Source organism: Sphingomonas ginsenosidimutans, from assembly GCF_002374835.1.
Classification (GTDB): domain Bacteria; phylum Pseudomonadota; class Alphaproteobacteria; order Sphingomonadales; family Sphingomonadaceae; genus Sphingomonas; species Sphingomonas ginsenosidimutans.
This window is the reverse complement of the sequence record NZ_NWVD01000001.1, coordinates 1,013,327-1,030,700: the sequence shown is the minus strand read 5'-3', so window position 1 is coordinate 1,030,700 and position 17,374 is coordinate 1,013,327. Positions and strand designations below refer to the sequence as shown.

At 71.4% G+C, this 17,374-nt stretch carries 17 protein-coding genes; 12 read left to right on the top strand and 5 right to left on the bottom strand.

The window, feature by feature from the left end; genetic code table 11:
- Positions 1–155: 155 nt before the first annotated feature.
- Complete coding sequence (locus COA17_RS04855) at positions 156–1,241, top strand: beta-N-acetylglucosaminidase domain-containing protein (protein WP_096610438.1); 1,086 nt, start codon at positions 156–158, stop codon at positions 1,239–1,241.
- Between the two features lie 10 nt (positions 1,242–1,251).
- Here the strand turns inward: COA17_RS04855 and COA17_RS04850 are convergent, their stop codons facing one another.
- Positions 1,252–1,713 carry a MarR family winged helix-turn-helix transcriptional regulator gene (locus tag COA17_RS04850; RefSeq protein ID WP_066489084.1) on the bottom strand — a complete coding sequence of 154 codons (462 nt, stop codon included), beginning with the start codon at positions 1,711–1,713 and terminating at the stop codon, positions 1,252–1,254.
- Between the two features lie 111 nt (positions 1,714–1,824).
- Between COA17_RS04850 and COA17_RS04845 the strand changes: the two genes are divergently transcribed.
- The 5 genes from COA17_RS04845 (at position 1,825) to COA17_RS04825 (ending at position 5,990) form a co-directional block, all read left to right on the top strand.
- A complete protein-coding gene (locus COA17_RS04845; RefSeq protein ID WP_066489081.1) occupies positions 1,825–2,211 on the top strand; it encodes a hypothetical protein in 387 nt (128 codons plus the stop codon).
- Between the two features lie 49 nt (positions 2,212–2,260).
- Positions 2,261–2,917: a TetR/AcrR family transcriptional regulator gene (locus COA17_RS04840; RefSeq protein WP_096610436.1), complete on the top strand. Its 657-nt coding sequence runs from the start codon at positions 2,261–2,263 to the stop codon at positions 2,915–2,917.
- 274 nt (positions 2,918–3,191) lie between these two features.
- Positions 3,192–3,599, top strand: a complete 408-nt coding sequence (locus COA17_RS04835; protein WP_066489077.1) for a hypothetical protein — start codon at positions 3,192–3,194, stop codon at positions 3,597–3,599.
- A gap of 122 nt (positions 3,600–3,721) precedes the next feature.
- Positions 3,722–4,420: a pirin family protein gene (locus COA17_RS04830; RefSeq protein WP_096610434.1), complete on the top strand. Its 699-nt coding sequence runs from the start codon at positions 3,722–3,724 to the stop codon at positions 4,418–4,420.
- A gap of 148 nt (positions 4,421–4,568) precedes the next feature.
- The gene (locus COA17_RS04825; RefSeq protein ID WP_096610432.1) at positions 4,569–5,990 is read left to right on the top strand and encodes a carboxylesterase/lipase family protein; all 1,422 of its coding nucleotides are present in this window, start codon (positions 4,569–4,571) and stop codon (positions 5,988–5,990) included.
- Here the strand turns inward: COA17_RS04825 and COA17_RS04820 are convergent.
- Both COA17_RS04820 and COA17_RS04815 read right to left on the bottom strand, forming a co-directional pair.
- Positions 5,987–7,240 (bottom strand): pyridoxal-dependent decarboxylase, exosortase A system-associated, encoded by a 1,254-nt coding sequence (locus COA17_RS04820; protein WP_096610430.1) that lies wholly within the window; start codon positions 7,238–7,240, stop codon positions 5,987–5,989. The genes COA17_RS04825 and COA17_RS04820 overlap by 4 nt on opposite strands.
- Positions 7,237–8,739 (bottom strand): acyl-CoA ligase (AMP-forming), exosortase A system-associated, encoded by a 1,503-nt coding sequence (locus COA17_RS04815; RefSeq protein WP_176484795.1) that lies wholly within the window; start codon positions 8,737–8,739, stop codon positions 7,237–7,239. The genes COA17_RS04820 and COA17_RS04815 overlap by 4 nt, the downstream gene beginning before the upstream one ends.
- 119 nt (positions 8,740–8,858) lie before the next feature.
- Between COA17_RS04815 and COA17_RS04810 the strand changes: the two genes are divergently transcribed.
- The 3 genes from COA17_RS04810 to COA17_RS04800 are packed head-to-tail and all read left to right on the top strand — an operon-like array spanning position 8,859 to position 10,533.
- A complete protein-coding gene (locus COA17_RS04810) occupies positions 8,859–9,116 on the top strand; it encodes an acyl carrier protein (protein ID WP_176484814.1) in 258 nt (85 codons plus the stop codon).
- 47 nt (positions 9,117–9,163) lie between these two features.
- Positions 9,164–9,763 (top strand): alpha/beta hydrolase family protein, encoded by a 600-nt coding sequence (locus tag COA17_RS04805; protein ID WP_096610428.1) that lies wholly within the window; start codon positions 9,164–9,166, stop codon positions 9,761–9,763.
- Positions 9,748–10,533, top strand: coding sequence for a hydrolase 1, exosortase A system-associated (locus COA17_RS04800; RefSeq protein WP_096610426.1), 786 nt, complete (start codon positions 9,748–9,750; stop codon positions 10,531–10,533). Before COA17_RS04805 ends, COA17_RS04800 begins: the two co-directional genes overlap by 16 nt.
- On the opposite strand, the gene trxB is transcribed toward COA17_RS04800, so the two are convergent.
- Entirely contained in the window at positions 10,514–11,482 is a 969-nt protein-coding gene (trxB, locus tag COA17_RS04795; protein ID WP_066491162.1) for a thioredoxin-disulfide reductase, read from the bottom strand. The genes COA17_RS04800 and trxB overlap by 20 nt on opposite strands.
- A 78-nt stretch (positions 11,483–11,560) precedes the next feature.
- On the opposite strand from trxB, the gene COA17_RS04790 reads away from it, so the two are divergent.
- Complete coding sequence (locus COA17_RS04790) at positions 11,561–12,964, top strand: leucyl aminopeptidase family protein (protein WP_096610424.1); 1,404 nt, start codon at positions 11,561–11,563, stop codon at positions 12,962–12,964.
- A gap of 49 nt (positions 12,965–13,013) precedes the next feature.
- On the opposite strand, the gene tpiA is transcribed toward COA17_RS04790, so the two are convergent.
- A complete protein-coding gene (gene tpiA, locus COA17_RS04785) occupies positions 13,014–13,751 on the bottom strand; it encodes a triose-phosphate isomerase (RefSeq protein ID WP_096610422.1) in 738 nt (245 codons plus the stop codon).
- A 113-nt stretch (positions 13,752–13,864) separates the two neighbouring features.
- Here tpiA and COA17_RS04780 point away from each other — a divergent pair, with 113 nt between their 5' ends.
- Positions 13,865–15,808, top strand: coding sequence for a peptidylprolyl isomerase (locus COA17_RS04780; RefSeq protein ID WP_096610420.1), 1,944 nt, complete (start codon positions 13,865–13,867; stop codon positions 15,806–15,808).
- The gene (gene trpE / locus COA17_RS04775) at positions 15,789–17,309 is read left to right on the top strand and encodes an anthranilate synthase component I (protein WP_066491157.1); all 1,521 of its coding nucleotides are present in this window, start codon (positions 15,789–15,791) and stop codon (positions 17,307–17,309) included. The genes COA17_RS04780 and trpE overlap by 20 nt, the downstream gene beginning before the upstream one ends.
- The last annotated feature ends 65 nt before the right edge of the window (positions 17,310–17,374 follow it).

Sequence of the window (17,374 nt, the reverse complement as noted above, 5' to 3'; positions counted from 1 at the left end):
TGATCGTTCCGGCCGGTCGCACGAATGTCGATTCGCCGCCGTCCGTCCCACGATCCTAGGCGCCTCGCCACGGATTTGTAAAGAACCGGTATTACACTGGTACGCCATACCATCGCCGAACTTGCCCCCGGGCGAACCAATGGTATGCATCCCGCATGACCGCTACCCCCCCGTCCACCCGCCCCGACCTTGGCATGATCGAGGGGCGCTTCGGCCGCCTGTGGACCGCCGATGAGCGCAGCCATGTGGTCGCCACGCTCGCCGGCGTGGGCTATTCCTTCTACCATTACGGGCCGAAGGGCGATCGCGCACTGCGCCGCGACTGGCGCGTCCCCCACGACCCGGCGCAGACCCGGGCGCTGGCGCGTCTGTCGGCGCAGGTGCGCGGCGCGGGCATGCGCTTCGGCATCGCGCTGACTCCCGATGGCTCGACGCATCCGTTCGACGATGCCGCGCGCGCCGATCTGGCGCGGCGCATCGCCGATCTCGACGCGATCGGCATCGACGATCTGGCGATCCTGTTCGACGATCTGCGCGGCGACATGCCCGATCTCGCCGCGCGACAGGCCGACGTGGTCAATTTCTGCGCCGCCGCCACCCGCGCGACGCGCGTCTACACCTGCCCGACCTATTATTCGGACGATCCGGTGCTGGACATGGTCTTCACCCCCCGCCCGGCCGATTATCTCGGCGATCTGGGCCTCCGTCTCGATCCGGCGATCCGCGTCTACTGGACCGGCGAGGAAGTCTGCCCGAAGGAGATCGGCCCCGCGCATCTCGCGCGCGTCGCGGACGAACTGGGGCGACCGGTGTGCCTGTGGGACAATTGGCCCGTCAACGACGGCGCGCGCATGTCGCGGTTCCTGCACCTGCGTGCCTTCACCGGGCGCGCCGCCGCCAATGCCGCGCATCTGTCGGGCCATGCGATCAACCCCGCAATCCAGGCGCATCTGGGCTGCATCCCCGCGCTGACGCTGCCGATGATCTACGATCAGGGCGCCGACTATGCCTATGGCGCCGCCTTCGCCGCCGCGGCGGAGCGCCTGCTGGGGCAGCCGTTCGCGCACATGCTGCAACAGGATCTGATCGCGCTGCAGGATACCGGCCACGAACGCCTCGGCACCCGCGCGGCGAAGCTGCGCGATCGCTACGCCGCGATCGACCACCCCGCCGCACGCGAGATCATCCGCTGGCTCGACGGCGACGATCTGATGACCGACGCGGAGGTGCAGACGCAATAGCGTCGGCGCGTCAGGCCGCTGCGCCCGCCCCCGCCCCCGCAAGCGTCCGGCGCAGCGCGCGCACCTCGTCGGTCAGCGCGATCACCGCCTCCAGCGTCAATCCGGTGCTGGCGAACACGCGCCGCGCCATCGGTTCGCTCTCCTCGCGCAGCGCACGGCCGCGCCCGGTCAGGTGCACCCGCACCTGCCGCTCGTCCTGCGCGTCGCGCGTGCGCGTCACCACGCCCCCCGCCTCCAGCCGCTTGACCAGCGGCGTGATCGTGCTCGGCTCCAGCGCCAGCCGCGCCGCCACCGCGCCGATCGTGCGCCCGTCCTCCTCCCACAGCACCTGCAACACCAGATATTGCGGATAGGTCAGCCCCAGCGCATCCAGCATGGGCTTGTACACCCGCCCCATCTCCATCGACGCGCTGTACAGCGCGAAGCACAACTGCCGCTCCAGCGGCGCCGGGTGGGAAATCGTGTCGGCCATCGTCGCGTCTTAACCTCGGGGGTGTGGCGGGCCAATGCAAGCGCGCGCTACGCCGAAAGTCGTAGGTCGCGATTGACCGTTCGGTAACGATGACGCCCCTAGACCATTACCATGAAAGCCGAATATTCTTTCGATCCCGACACCGCGCACGGCCTGATGCGCGTCAGGATGGCGGGATTCTTCGAGCCGGTCGACGTCACGCGCTTCGCCGCCGACCTCATGGAACAGCTTGCGAACCTGGGTCGCCCACCGGGCGAGCATCTGACGATGGTCGATATCCGCGCGATGGACATCCAGTCGCAGCAGGCGGTCGAACGCTTCGAACAGGTGCTGGCGAATTCGCCGATGCGATCGCGGCGACTGGCGTTCGTGGTCGGTCGGTCGCTGTCGCGAATGCAGATCAAGCGCGCCGCCAGCAGCCGCGACGCCGGCTATTTCCAGTGCCCGGAGAGTGCGGAGGCGTGGCTGCTGGGGAAGGACGACGCCGCCGCTGCCTGACGGCCCGCCCCTCGACGGCATCGGCACGCCGCATTATATACCGGGCGTTATGGAAAGCGCAGCCCCTGTCCTTGCCCCGGAATCCACCGCCGCGCCTTCCGCTTCTGCGCCCGCCTCTCCGCGAGGCCGTCCGCGCGGCTTCTGCCCCGACGCCGCGCTCGCCGCCGCGCTCGGCGTATTCTGGACCCGCGGCTATGAAGGCGCGTCGATGGCGGACCTTACCGCCGCGATGGGCATCACCAAGCCCAGCTTGTACGCCGCCTTCGGCAACAAGGAACAATTGTTCCACAAGGCGCTCGACCTCTACGAAACCGAAAAGCTCGCCTATATCCGCGACGCGCTGGAGCAGCCGACCGCCCGCGCGGTCGCCGAATATCTCCTGCGCGGCGCGGTCGCGGCGCAGACCAGCGCCGGGGATCCCAAGGGGTGCCTGGGCGTGATCGGCGCCGCGGCGTGCAGCAACGCCGCCGATTCGATCCGCACCCATGTGCTGGCGCGCCGCGAATCCTCGCACGCCGCGCTGGTGGAGCGGTTCCGCCGCGCGCAGCGCGATGGCGACCTGCCCGATCATGCCGACCCGCTGGCTCTGGCGCAGTTCCTTTACACCGTGTTGCAGGGGATGGCGGTACAGGCGGGCGCCGGCACCTCGCGCGCCGATCTGGACAAGGTCGTCGACACCAGTCTGATGCTGTGGCCGGGGCGCTGACGCGGAATTTTTTTACCGACCGGTACAAAAGCGATTGACGACCTGCCGGACGGTTTTTATACCGAGCGGTATGGAACGGGGCCGGACCAACCCCGGCACCCGCCCGATCGAAAGGGGATCGCGATGAACCCGCCGGACACCGGCCCTTCCTGACGCCGCGCATCGCGCTGCCGAACGGCCGCGCCCCTCACTATCCGTCGACCCCGGCCGAACCCGCCCGGCGCGTGCCCATCGCGCAGGGACGCCCGCACGGCCATCGCCAGGAACCACCCGCATGGCCTATCTCTGCTTCGATCCGATCAATGCCTCCGCCGCAGCGCGCACCGCGCCGGCCCCGCTCCCGGCCGCCGATCTGCTTTCCCCGGCCGAACCCGCGCCCCGGCTGGGCGCGCTCGAATGGTCGGTCGTCGCGCTCGCCCGCAACGACCGGCTGTCCTCGCTGCGCGCGCCCGGGCGGATGACCACCGCGATGCGCGTGCTGTTCCGCCAGTACAACCGGATGCTCGCCGACGATCGGCTGGAGGCACTGCGCCGCATCGCGGTGCTCGGCTGGCATCACGGCTATTCCGTGCCCTCGCATGAGGTCGCGCGCTTCCTGCGGGCCGGCTATTCGCACGGTCAGTACGAACTCATGATGGACAGCATCAGCGCCGCGCACGCCACGCGGCAACCGCGCCGCTGATCGCGCGATCATAGCAAAAACGGCAACGATCCGTTTGCCAACTGCCCTCTGACGAAACGATCGCGTACCACCTACATGGCTCTGCGTGATCCGGCGCCATCGCCGGACAGCGGAGACACTCCATGATCGACCTTCGTCCTTTCGACACGCTTGGCGGTGCCAACCATGGCTGGCTGGACGCGAAGCATCATTTCTCCTTCGCCGGCTATCACGATCCCGCGCGCGTCCATTGGGGCAATCTGCGCGTGTGGAACGACGATACGATCGCGCCCAGGACCGGCTTTCCCCCGCATCCGCACAACGACATGGAAATCATCACCTATGTCCGCGAAGGCGCGATCACGCATCAGGACAGCCTGGGCAATTCCGGCCGGACCGAGGCGGGCGATGTGCAGGTGATGAGCGCGGGCACCGGGATCCGCCATTCGGAATATAATATGGAGGATGTGACGACCCGCATCTTCCAGATCTGGATCGTCCCCACCCGCACCGGCGACGCGCCGCAATGGGGCGCCAAGCCGTTTCCGAAGGGCGATCGCTCGGGCCAGTTTGTGACGCTTGCCAGCGGTTATGACGACGATCGCGATGCGTTGCCGATCCGCACCGACGCGCGCGTGCTGGGCGCGACGATCCGCGCCGGCGAAACCGCCAGCTATCCGCTCGGCCGCGATCGCAAGGCGTATCTGGTCCCCGCCACGGGTTCGGTCGATATCGACGGGGTGCGTGTCGGCACCCGTGACGGCGCCGCGATCAGCGACGTCGACACGCTGACCGTCACCGCGATCGAGGATGCCGAGATCGTGATGGTCGACGCCGCCTGAAGCCGGCGACGGCGGGGCTTCCGATCGAAAGACCGGCCCCGCCGTTTCGGGTAAGCACCCCGCCCACCTCGCCGCCGCCGTGGGGGCTGGCCTCCCGCCCCCGATCGCGCCACAACGTCTCGCCTGTCGGTGATGAGGGAGTGGCGCGATGACGCTGAAATACGGTTCGTTGCTGCTGCTCGCCGCGCTTGCCGCGCCCGCGCATGCGCGCGACGCCGCGGTCGTCGCCACCGATCGCGGGCAGGTACGCGGCGCGATCGCCGACGGCATCGCCAGCTGGAAGGGCATTCCCTTCGCCGCCCCCGCTACCGGCGCGCTGCGCTGGCGCGCCCCGCAACCCGCCGCCGCGTGGCGCGGGGTGCGCAACGCACGCGCCTATGGCCCCGATTGCGCGCAGGTGCCCTTCCCCAGCGATGCCGCGCCGCTCGGCACCACCCCGGCGGAGGACTGTTTCTACGCCAATGTCTGGAAACCCGCCGGTGCGGGCGCACGGCGGCTGCCGGTGATCGTGTGGATATACGGCGGCGGGTTCGTCAACGGCGGTACCTCCCCGCCGACCTATGCCGGCGCGAACCTCGCGCGGCAGGGGGTGATGGTGGTCAGCTTCAACTATCGGCTGGGGCGCCTCGGCACCTTCGCGCTGCCGCAGTTGACGCGCGCCGATGCCGATCACGGCCTCATCGCCAATTATCTGACCATGGACCAGATTGCGGCGCTGCGCTGGGTGCGGCGCAACGCCGCGGCGTTCGGCGGCGATCCGGGCAATGTCACGATCGTCGGCGAAAGCGCGGGCGGCATGTCGGTCCACACGCTCGTCACCGCCCCGCTGGCGCGCGGACTGTTTCACAAGGCGGTGGTGATGTCGGGCGGCGACGCGCAGGCGATGCCCGTGCGCCTGTCCGATGTGGAGGCGATGGGCGCGGACTTCGCGCGCGGCAAGGGGATCGACCCCGCCGCCCCCGATGCGCTCGCGCGGCTGCGCGCGCTGCCCGCCGACCGGATCGTCGACGGGCTGAACCTCGCCACGCTCGCCGCCGCGCTCACCCCCCGCCCGACCATCACGCGCCCGTTCCCGGACGGAAAGGTGGTGGTCGACAGCGGCGCCGCTTATGCCGCCGGCCGCTTCGTCCGCGTGCCGATGCTGATCGGCGCGACCAGCGCCGATATCGGCGGCGTAACCGGCCCGATGATCGCGGGCGCCCGCAGCGCCGCCGCCACGATATCGCGCGCGGGGGCGCCGGTATGGGCGTACCGCTTCTCCTATGTGCCGGAATCGGTGAGGGCGCCCGGCGCCTATCACGCCACCGACATCCCGTTCTTCTTCGATAATCAGGCGATCAAATATGGCGCCGCCACCACCGCGCGCGACCAGGCGATGGGCCGCACGATCAGCGCCTATCTGGTCAATTTCGCCAAGCGCGGCGACCCTAACGGCCCCGGCCTTCCCGCCTGGCCCCGCTACGCCGCCGCCACCGACCAGCTGATGGACTTCACCCCCGCCGCCACCGCCCGCGCGGGCCGTGACCCATGGGGACCACAGATCGACGCCGCCGCAACCACGGTGCGCTAGCGCGGTTCAGGCGGAGGCGTGCGACCCTGACCCGCCACCACCTCCGCCGGCGCGGGGTGCCCCAGGAACCCCGCCGGGCTGGCCGACAGCCCGTACGCCCCCGCCAGGAACACCGCGATCGGCTCGCCCTCCTGAGCGCGCGGCAGCATCACCTTGTCGCCCAGCCGGTCCAGCGGCGTGCACAGGCATCCCACGACCGACACTTCCTCGGCCGCATCGGCGCCCATCCGCCCGGCGACCGCCAGCGGATAGTTGCGGCGCACCACCGTCCCGAAATTCCCGCTCGCCGCTAGCTGGTGGTGCAGTCCGCCGTCGACCACCAGGAAGGTCTCCCCGCGGCTCTCCTTCCGGTCGACGACGCGCGTCAGGTACACGCCCGCCTCCGCGACCAGCCATCGCCCCAGCTCGATCGCGAAGGCGCTGCCCGCCAACACGTCAGCGCGCACTGCCAGCCGCTCGGCCAGCGCGGCGCCGATCCGCTCGACGTCCACCGCCGTGTCACCGGAAAAATACGGCACGCCGAACCCGCCGCCCAGATTGACCAGCGGCGGCGCGTGTCCGCTGTCCTCCGCCAGCCGCGCCGCCAGCGCCAACGTCGCCGCCTGCGTCTCCGCCAGCGCCCCGGCGTCCAGCGCCTGCGATCCGGCGAAGATGTGGAAACCGCGCCAGTCCGCGCCGCCCGCGACGATCGCCTTCACCAGCGCGGGCACCCGCTCGGCATCGACGCCGAAGGGCGATGCGCGCCCGCCCATCTTCATCCCCGATCCGCGCAGTTCCAGGTCGGGGTTGACCCGCACCGCCAGCCGCGGCGCGATGCCCGCCTGCTCGCCGATCGCGATCGCGCGGCGCGCCTCGCCCTCCGATTCGACGTTCAGCGTCGCGCCCGCCGTGATCGCCGCGGCCAGTTCGGCATCGCGCTTGCCCGGCCCGGCGAAGCTGATCGCCGCCGCCGGCTTCACCGCCAGCGCCTTGGCCAGTTCCCCGGCGGAGGCAACGTCCAGCCCGTCGACCAGCGGCGCGACCGCCGCGATCATCGGCGGAAACGGATTGGCCTTCACCGCATAATGCAGATCCACCGCGGCGGGCATCGCCGCGCGGAACCGCGCCACCCGCGCCGCGACGATCGCCGGGTCGTACACGAACAGCGGCGATCCATGCGCCGCCAGCCAGTCGTCGGCGCGCGTTCCCGCGATCGTCAGCATCCCCGCCTGCGCCGCGAATTCGGGCGGGATCGGCCCCATCGGTTTCATGCGCCGCCATCCTCGCGTGCGATCGCCGCGATCGCCGCGCGGTCCAGCTTGCCGTTGGCATTGTGTGGCAGAATATCGCGCCACGCGATGCGCGCGGGCTGCATGTACGTCGGCAATTCGCGCTTCAACCGCGCGCGCAACGCCGGTTCCTCCGCGCCGCTACCGCGCGCCACTACCACGATCGCCTGTCCCAGCCGCGCATCCGCCACGCCGATCGCTACCGCCTCGCGCGTTTCGGCGCCCGCGGTGACGGCTTCCTCCACCTCCTGCGGGCTGACGCGATGGCCGGCGGTCTTGATCATCTCGTCGTCTCGGCCGACGAACCTCAGCAGCCCCTCCGCGTCCGCGACGACCGTATCGCCCGACCACACCGCCGTCCCGCCGTAGCGCGAGAACGCCGGCGCCGCGCGGAAACGCTGCGCGGTCCGCTCCGCATCGCGCCAGTAACCCTGCGCCACCAGCGGCCCGGCGTGCACCAGCTCGCCCGGCTCGCCCGCCGCCGCCGCGCTGCCGTCGGGGCGCACCACCATTACCTCCGCGAACGGGATCGCCCGGCCGATCGAATCCGGGCGCGCGTCGATCATCTCCGGCGGCAGATAGGTCGACCGGAACGCCTCGGTCAGGCCGTACATCGCGAACAACCGCGCCGCCGGGAAGCGCGCGCGCAACGCTCGCACCATCGCCGGGGTCAGCGCGCCGCCCGAATTGGTCAGCCGCCGCAGCCGCGCGGCGGTCTCCGCCGGCCATTCCGCCTCCAACAGCTGCGTCCACAGCGGCGGCACCCCCGCCAGCGTCGTCGCCGCCACCCGCTCGACCGCCTTCACCGCGTCGCGCGCGGTCAGATAATCGAGCGGCGCCACGGATGCGCCCGCCATCCAGCTGGAAAACAACTGGTTCTGCCCGTAATCGAACCCCAGCGGCAGCACCGCCAACACCCGGTCGTCGGGCGCGATCGCCAGATAATGCGCCACGCTGACCGCCCCCAGCCACAGGTTCGCATGGCTCAGCATCACTCCCTTGGGCCGCCCGGTCGAGCCGGATGTATAGAGGATCGCCGCCAGCCCCGCCGGATCGGCCGCCGAACGCGGCAGCGCGTCGCCGCTCCCCGTCGCGGTAGCGACCGTCACGTCGCCCGCGACGTCGCCGTCCTCCAGCGTTGCCGCGCGCGCTTCCTGCGTCAGCAGCAGGCGTGCACCGCTGTCGGCCAGGATATGCGCCACCTGCGCGCGCTTCAGCACCGGATTGACCGGCACATGCACCAGCCCCGCACGCGCCGCCGCCAGCGGCATCAGGCACGCCGCCTGCGTCTTGGGCAGCCACGTCGCCACCCGCGCGCCCGCCGGCAGGTCCATCGCCGCCAGCCACCCCGCCAGCCGCGCGACCGCCGCCTCCACCGCCGCGAAGGTCAGCACCGCGTCGCGTCCGATCAGCGCGGGCGCATCGGGATCGCCGCGCAGGACATGATCGATCGGTTTCGGGACGGGGTCGGGCGGCACCATCCCCGCTCCATAGCCCCAAGCCGTTGCGCATTTCATCCCCCCGTCCTAACGCGGGCGCGAACGGGCCGCTTCGCACATGCGGCATGACGAAAAAGGGAGGGTGCGTGGTTCCCGAAGGAATGAACGCGGTCGAGGCCACGGTACGCGACGTCCTGCGCGACGTCCTGTCGCTGCCGCAGGCGCAGGTCGATGGCTTTTCCGCCGACACCGAACTGTTCGGCACGCTGCCAGAGCTGGATTCGATGGCGGTCGCCGGCGTGCTGACCGAGCTGGAGGACCGGCTGGGCATCGTGATCGAGGATGACGAGGTCGATGGCGAGATGCTGGAAACGTTCGGCGCGCTGACCCGCTTCGCCGCCGAACGCGCGCTCGTCTGACGACGGCGCGCTACACCTGCTACGATCCGCCGTCGGGGCGGGAGGCGATGCTGCGCCTCGGCCCCGATCACGGCCCGACGATCCTCGCGCTGCCCGCGCTGTTCGAGGAAGCGAACCGCAGCCGCACGCTGCTGGTCGCGATGCTGCGGCGGCTCGCCGATCGCGGCATCGCCGGCGCGATCCCCGACCTGCCCGGCCAGGGCGACAGCCTGCTGCCCACCCGCCAGGCGCGGCTGTCGATGTGGCGCGACGCGGTGGCCGCCGCCGCGACGACGCTTGCCGGCCCCGTGCATCTGGTGGCGCTGCGCGGCGCGGCGCTGGCCGCGACGGCGATCGACCCGGCATCCTGCTGGTATCTCTCCCCGCTGACGGGTGAGGAACAGGTGCGCGAGCTGCGCCGCCTGCGGATCGCCGGCGCGGGCGATGATTACGCCGGGAACATCATCGCCGACGCGATGATCGACGATCTGGCCCACGCCCCCCTCCCCGATGGCGCGCGGACCCGCGTGGTGCGGCTGGCGGGCGATCCGCGCCTTGCCGACAACCACCTTCCCGGCGCCCCGCCCTGGCGCGCGGCCGAGCCGGTCGCCGCCCCCGCGCTGGCCGATGCGCTGGCACAGGATATCGCGGCATGGATCGCCGGCTGACCGTCTTCCCCTGCGCGGGCGAATGGCTCGGCGGCACGCTCGATGCGGCACCCGGCGGCACCGGGCTGCTGATCGTGTCGGGCGGTAGCGCGGTTCGCATCGGCGCGCATCGCGGCATGGCGCTGCTCGCCGCGCGGCTGGCGCGCGCCGGGGTGCCGGTGTTCCGCTACGACCGGCGCGGCATCGGCGACTCGAGCGGCACCGACCCCGGCTTCGCCGCCGCCGGACCCGATCTGCGCGCCGCGGTCACCGCCTTTCGCGCCGGCCAGCCGCAGCTGCGCCGCCTCGTCGCGCTCGGCAATTGCGATGCCGCCGCGCTGCTCGCGCTCGAGGGGCGCGCGGCGGGGCTGGATGCGGTGATCCTCACCAATCCCTGGACCGGCGCCGAAGCCGACGCGCTGCCCCCCGCCGCTGCGATCCGCGCCCGCTACCGCGCGCGGCTGCGCGATCCGGCGCAATGGCGGCGGCTCGTCACTGGCGGGGTGGACGTGCGGCGGCTGGCCGCGGGGATGCGCAAACTCGCCCGTGGGTCACCCCGGCCCGAACCCGCCGCGCGCATCCTTGCCGCGATCGGCGCGTGGGGCGACGACGCTACCGTCATCCTTGCCGCCGGGGATGCGACCGCGATCGCCTATGCGCACGCGGCGCATGGCCTTGCGACCCGCACCGTCACGATCGACAGCGCCTCGCACAGTTTCGCGCGGGCCACCGATGCGGAGGCGCTGGCGCAGGCGGTCGCGCGCGCGCTGGCTATTCCGCCGCTTCCCTGACCGCCTCGAACTCCGCCGCCGCCAGGAACCGTTCGGCGTCCAGCGCCGCCATGCACCCGGTCCCCGCCGCGGTCACCGCCTGGCGATAGGTCTTGTCCATCACGTCGCCGCACGCGAACACGCCCGCCACGCTGGTGCGCGTCGATCCCGGCTGCACCGCGACATAGCCGTCGGCGTCCAGCTCCAGATGCCCGCGCAGCAACTCGGTCGCCGGGTGGTGCCCGATCGCGACGAACCCGCCCTCGACGTCCAGCCGCGACCGCTCGCCGGTGACCGTGTCCTCCAGCTCCAGCGCCACCAGCCCGGCATTGCCGCCGCCGTCCACGAACTCGCGCACTTCCTTGTTCCACAATACGGTGATGCTCGGATGCGCGAACAGCCGCTCCTGCAGGATGCGCTCGGCGCGCAGGCTGTCGCGGCGGTGGATCAGCGTGACGTCGTCGGAATGGTTGGTGAGGTACAATGCCTCCTCCACCGCGGTGTTGCCGCCGCCGATCACCGCCACCTTCTTGCCGCGATAGAAGAAGCCGTCGCACGTCGCGCACGCGCTGACGCCCTTGCCCTTCATCGCATCCTCGCTGTCCAGGCCCAGCCACTTGGCCTGCGCGCCGGTGGCGATCACCAGCACCTCGCCCTCGTAGACGTCGCCGCCGTCGCCGGTCAGCCGGAACGGGCGGCTGGTCAGGTCGACGTCGACGATCGTGTCCCACATCAGCCGCGTGCCGACATGCTCGGCCTGCTTCTGCATCTGCTCCATCAGCCACGGGCCCTGGATCACGTCGGCGAAGCCGGGATAGTTCTCCACATCGGTGGTGGTGGTCAGCTGGCCGCCGGGCTGGATGCCCTGGACGACGATCGGGTTCATCCCGGCACGCGCGCCGTAAATGGCAGCGGACAGCCCGGCCGGGCCGGAACCGAGGATCAACATGCGAGTCGAATGCGTGGTCATGCGCCGCGATGTAGGATGGCCGGGCGCGCAAGGGAACCATCCGTTGCGCGGCGCCTAAAGTCCTGCTTTGGTCCCGCGATGACCGACTTTGCCGCCTTGCTCCAGCCCGATCGCGGCCAGCCCGCCCGCACCATCCACGTCGTCCGGCCGGAGGAATATGACGGCTGGCTCGCCACGCAGCCCGCGCGCGTGCGCACCGCCGTCGTCGCGGCGCGCGTGACGGGAAAGGCGGGCAACCGCGCGATCCTGCCGGGGGAGTCACCCGATGACTGGTCGATGCTGCTGCTCTGCGACGAAGCACTCGATTCGCCGTGGCGGATCGCCTCGCTGGGCGACGGCCTGCCGGAGGGGACGTACCGGCTGGCGGGCGACGGCGCGGACAATGGCGCGGTCGGGGCCGCGGGCCTCGGCTGGCTGCTCGCGCAGCACCGCTTCGCACGGTATCGCAAGCCCGACCCTGTCGGCGCGCGCATCCTGCTCACCCCGGAGGTCGCCGCGATCGACGAGACGGTGCGCATCGCCGCCGCCACCGCGCGCGTCCGCGACCTGGTCGATACCGGCGCCAGCGACATGGGACCGGCGGAGCTGGAGGCGGAGGCCGATACGCTCGCCGCCGCGCATGGCGCCACCGTCACGGTCACGCGCGGCGACGCGCTCGCCACCGGCTATCCGATGATCCACGCGGTCGGACAGGCCGCGGCGAAGGACCGCGCGCCGCGCCTGATCGAGGTCGAGTGGGGCGATCCCGCGCATCCGCGCATCGCGATCGTCGGCAAGGGCGTGTGCTTCGATTCGGGCGGGCTGGATATCAAACCGTCGGCGGGCATGCGGCTGATGAAGAAGGACATGGGCGGCGCCGCTCACGCGCTCGCGCTCGCCGCGCTGGTGATGCAGGCGCGGCTGCGCGTGCGGCTCCACCTGCTGATCCCGGCGGTAGAAAACGCCATTTCCGGCAACGCCTTCCGCCCCGGCGACGTGCTGGCGACGCGTGCCGGCGTGACGGTGGAGAACACCAATACCGATGCCGAGGGGCGGCTGATCCTGGGCGATGCGCTGACGAAGGCGGGCGAAGCCGCGCCCGACTTGATCCTCGATTTCGCGACGCTGACCGGCGCGGCGCGCGTCGCGCTGGGGCCGGACCTGCCCGCCACCTTCGTCAATGACGAGGCGCTCGCCACCGATCTGTTCGCGGCGGCAACGGCGGTGCGCGACCCGCTATGGCGCCTGCCGCTGTGGGACGGATATGACGACATGCTCCGTTCCGATATGGCGGACATGGTCAACGCCCCCGACGGCGGCTTCGCCGGCGCGATCACCGCGGCGCTGTTCCTGCGCCGCTTCGTCCCCGCCGGCACTCCCTGGGCGCACCTCGATACCTTCGCCTGGCGCCCGACGGGCAAGCCGGCACGGCCCAAGGGCGGCGAGGCCTATGGCCTGCGTGCCGCCTATGCGTTGCTCAAGGGGCGCTTCGGCTGCAAATAACCCGTTCGTGCTGAGGCGAACGGAGGCGAGCGTCGAACGCCCCCAGCCGTCACGCCGCCGCGATGATCGGCACGAACGCCGCGGCGGTCAGGCTGGCGCCGCCCACCAGCGCGCCGTCGACGTCGGCGGTGTGGAGCAGTTCCGCCGCATTCGCGCCCGATACCGATCCGCCGTACAGCAGCCGCATCGCGTCCGCGCCCTCGCCGATCAGGTCGCGCAGCGTCGCGCGGATCGCGCCGTGCATCGCCGCCACGTCCGCCACCGTCGGGGTGCGCCCGGTCCCGATCGCCCATACCGGTTCATAGGCGATCGCGCACCAGTCGGGCGCCGCGCCGTCGGGCAGCGATCCGGCGACCTGCGCGGTCACCACCGCCTCGGCATCGCCCGCGTCGCGCTGCTCCAGCGTTTCGCCGACGCACACGATCGCCATCATCCCGGCCTTGTGCAGCGCCTCCGCCTTGGCCTTCACCAGCACGTCGCTTTCGTTCTGGTCGGCGCGCCGCTCCGAATGGCCGACGATCGAGAAGCTCGCCCCCGCTTCCTTGGCCAGCGTGGTGGAGATGCAGCCGGTATAGGCGCCCTTTTCCGCCGGGTGGACGTCCTGCGCGCCGATCGCCAGCGCGGGCACTCTAGCGTGCGCCGCGGCGATCAGCGTCGCGGGCACCGCGATCGCCACGTCGACGTCGGTGTGCGCCGCCGCGGCCGCGGCGATCCCCTCCAGTTCGGCCAGCGCGGCCAGGCTGCCGTTCATCTTCCAGTTCCCCGCCACCAGCTTGCGCCGCGTCATGTGATCCTCCCGTTTCGTGCCGTGCCACCCGTTAGCCACCCTCGCGGCTTGATGCCACCGCCACTGCCCCCTAAAGCGTGCGGCTTCTCTTACAGGGCCGGTTCCCCGCTTCCATGCTCAGCTCCATTCGCCGGATCATCTATTCGAAGGTCGGTGTCATCATCACCTTCGGCATCCTGATCGTCATCGCGATCGCCTTCGCCGCGGGCGACGTGACCGGTCTGGCGTCGGCGGGCCGCGGGATCCTGGGCAATCCGATCGCCTCGGTCGACGGGCAGAGCGTCGCCACCGACGACATCCGCCGCGCCGCGCAGGACGAACTGCGCTTCGCCCGGCAGCAGCAGCCCGACGTGACGATGCCGCAGTTGGTGGCGCAGGGCGGCGTGGAGGCGCTGCTCAACCGCGCGATCACCGGGCTGGCGCTCGAAACCTTCGGCCAGGATCAGGGGATGCGTATCAGCCGCGCGCTGATCGGCAGCCAGCTAAAGGCGATTCCCGCCTTCGCCGGCCCCACCGGCCAGTTCGACCAGCGCGCCTATGAGGCGCTGATCGCGCAGCGCGGGCTGACCGACGCGCAGGTGCAGCGCGATATCGCGCGCGAGACGATGGCGCAGTTCCTGCTGGTTCCGACGCAGGGCGCCAGCCAGGTGCCACAGGACATGGCGCTGCCCTATGCCTCGCTACTGCTGGAACGCCGCGCAGGGGAGGTGACGCTGATCCCCTATGCCGCGATGCCGCGCGGCGCCGCCCCCGGCGATGCCGAGGTGAAGCAATGGTATCAGAAGAATATCGCGCGCTACACCACGCCCGAACGCCGTGTGATCCGCTACGCCATCGTCGGGCCGCAGCAGGTCGCCGGGCAGACCAATCCGACCGATGCCGAGATCGCGCAGGCCTATGCCGCCGACAAGGCGACCTACGCCGCCAAGCGGCAACGCGACGTCGCGCTCGTCACCGTGCTCGACCAGAAGGCGGCGCAGGCGCTGGCCGACAAGGTGAAGGCCGGCACCCCGATCGCGCAGGCCGCGCGCGCCGCCGGGCTGGAGGCGCGCACCATCGCCAAGGTGGAAAGGGACGCGCTCGCCAAGCAGACCTCCGCCGCGATCGCCGACGCGGTGTTCGCCGCGCCCGCCGATGGCGTGGTCGGCCCGGTGCGCGGCCCGATCGGCTTCGTCGTCGCGCGTGTCGAGGGCGAGACGCAGGTCGCCGGCAAGACGCTGGCGCAGGCGCGTGAGGAACTGGTCACCAAGCTGCGCCAGCAGAAGGCCGCCGACGCGATCGGCAAGATCCGCGACAAGATCGAGGATTCGCTGAGCGACAACGCCAACATCAACGAAGTTGCCGCCGACCAGAAGCTGACCGTGCAGGCGACGCCGGCGCTGCTTGCCAACGGCACCAACCCCGATCAGCCTCAGGCGCCCGCCGATCCGGCGCTGGCGCAGGTTGTCGCGGCCGGCTTCGCTGCGGAGGAAGGCGACACGCCCACCACCGTGCCGCTCGGACAGGACGGCAGCTTCGCGGTCGTCGCGCTCGACCGCATCGTCCGCGCCACCCCGGTTCCGCTCGACAAGGCGCGCGAGCGCGTCGTCGCCGACATCACCACCGATCGCGTCCGTGCCGCCGCGCGCGCCGCCGCGCGCGCGATCGTCGCGAAGGTGAACGCCGGCACGCCGCTCGCGACCGCGCTGGCGCAATCGGGGGTGAAGGCGCCCGCGCCGCGCACGATCGAGGCGACCCGCGCGCAGCTGGCGGCGCAGGGGCGCGGCAACCCCGTGCTCGCGCTGCTGTTCGCGCTGAAGCCGGGCACCGCGCGCACCGTCGAATCGCCGGAGGCCAACGGGATGCTGATCGAGCGCCTCGACCGCGTGGTACCCGGCGACGCCGCGAAGCAGCCGGGGGTGATCGCCGCCACCCGCACCGATCTGGGGCAGGTGATCGGCCGCGAATATGCCGATCAGTTCGCCCGCGCGGTCGCGCAGCATCAGGGCGTGAAGCGCAACCAGACCGCGGTCGACCAACTGAAGAAGGAGCTTGTCGGTGGCAGCGCCGACCAGTGATACGGTTGATGATGCGGCGCTGACCGCGCTCGCCGCCGGGCGACCGGCGCTGGTGTGGCGGCGGCGCATCGCCGACACCGAAACCCCGGTGGCCGCGGCGCTCAAGCTGATCGAACCGGGGCGCGGCGACTTCCTGCTCGAATCGGTGGAGGGCGGCGCGGTGCGCGGCCGCCACAGCCTGATCGGGCTCGCCCCCGATTTGGTCCTGCGCGCCGCGGGTGACGCGGCGGAGGTCAATGCGCGCTGGCTCGACGATCGCGGCGCCTTCGTCCCCACCGGCAAGCCGACGTTGGAGAGCCTGCGCGAACTGGTCGCGGCGTGCCGGATGGAGGTGGCGCCCGAACTGCCGCGCGCGCTCGCCTGCCTCGTCGGCTATTTCGGGTATGAGACGATCGGGCTGGTCGAAAAGCTGCCCGCACCCGGCGCCGATGCGCTGGGGCTGCCGGACATGATGTTCGTCCGGCCCACCGTCATCCTGGTGTTCGACCGACTGGCCGACGCGCTGTTCCTGGTCGCGCCGGTATGGCCCGATGCGGCGCGCGATCCCGCCACGATCCTCGACGCCGCGCATGACCGGCTCGACGCGGTCGAGGCGCGGCTGGCGCACGCCGCGCTGCCCGCGCCGGTGCGCGCCGATCCGGTCGAGATCGCGCTCACGCCCGTGCTGCCCGAGGGCCGCTATGGCGAAATGGTCGCCGCGGCGAAGGAATATATCGCCGCGGGCGATATCTTTCAGGTGGTGCTGGCGCAGCGCTTCACCGCGCCCTTCCCGCTGCCGGCCTTCGAGCTGTATCGCGCGCTGCGCCGGATCAATCCCTCGCCGTTTCTCTATCACCTCGACCTGCCCGGCTTCGCGCTGACCGGGTCCAGCCCGGAAATCCTGGTGCGCGCCCGCGATGGCGAGGTGACGATCCGCCCGATCGCCGGCACCCGCCCGCGCGGGCGCACCGCGGCGGAAGACGGCGCCAACCGCGACAGCCTGCTTGCCGATCCGAAGGAACGCGCCGAACACCTCATGCTGCTCGACCTCGGCCGCAACGACGTCGGCCGGGTGGCGGCGGCGGGAACGGTGCAGGTCACCGACAGCTACACCGTCGAATTCTATAGCCACGTCATGCACATCGTCTCGAACGTGGTCGGGCGGCTGGACGATCGCCACGACGCGATCGACGCGCTGTTCGCCGGCTTCCCCGCCGGCACGGTCAGCGGCGCGCCCAAGGTGCGCGCGTGCCAGATCATCGCCGAGCTGGAGGCGGAGAAGCGCGGAGCCTATGCCGGCGGCGTCGGCTATTTCTCCCCCGACGGGTCGATGGATTCGTGCATCGTGCTGCGTACCGCGGTGGTCAAGGACGGCACCATCCACGTTCAGGCCGGCGCCGGCATCGTCGCCGACAGCGATCCCGCCTACGAACAGCGCGAGTGCGAGGCCAAGTCCGGCGCGCTCCTCGCCGCTGCCCGCGAAGCCATCGCCCGCGCCGGCGATCCGCGCTTCGGGCAATAGCGGGCACGGCGTTTCGAGGAGACACCTTCCGTCACGCCGGACCGGCAAACCTCGGCGATAAAAAC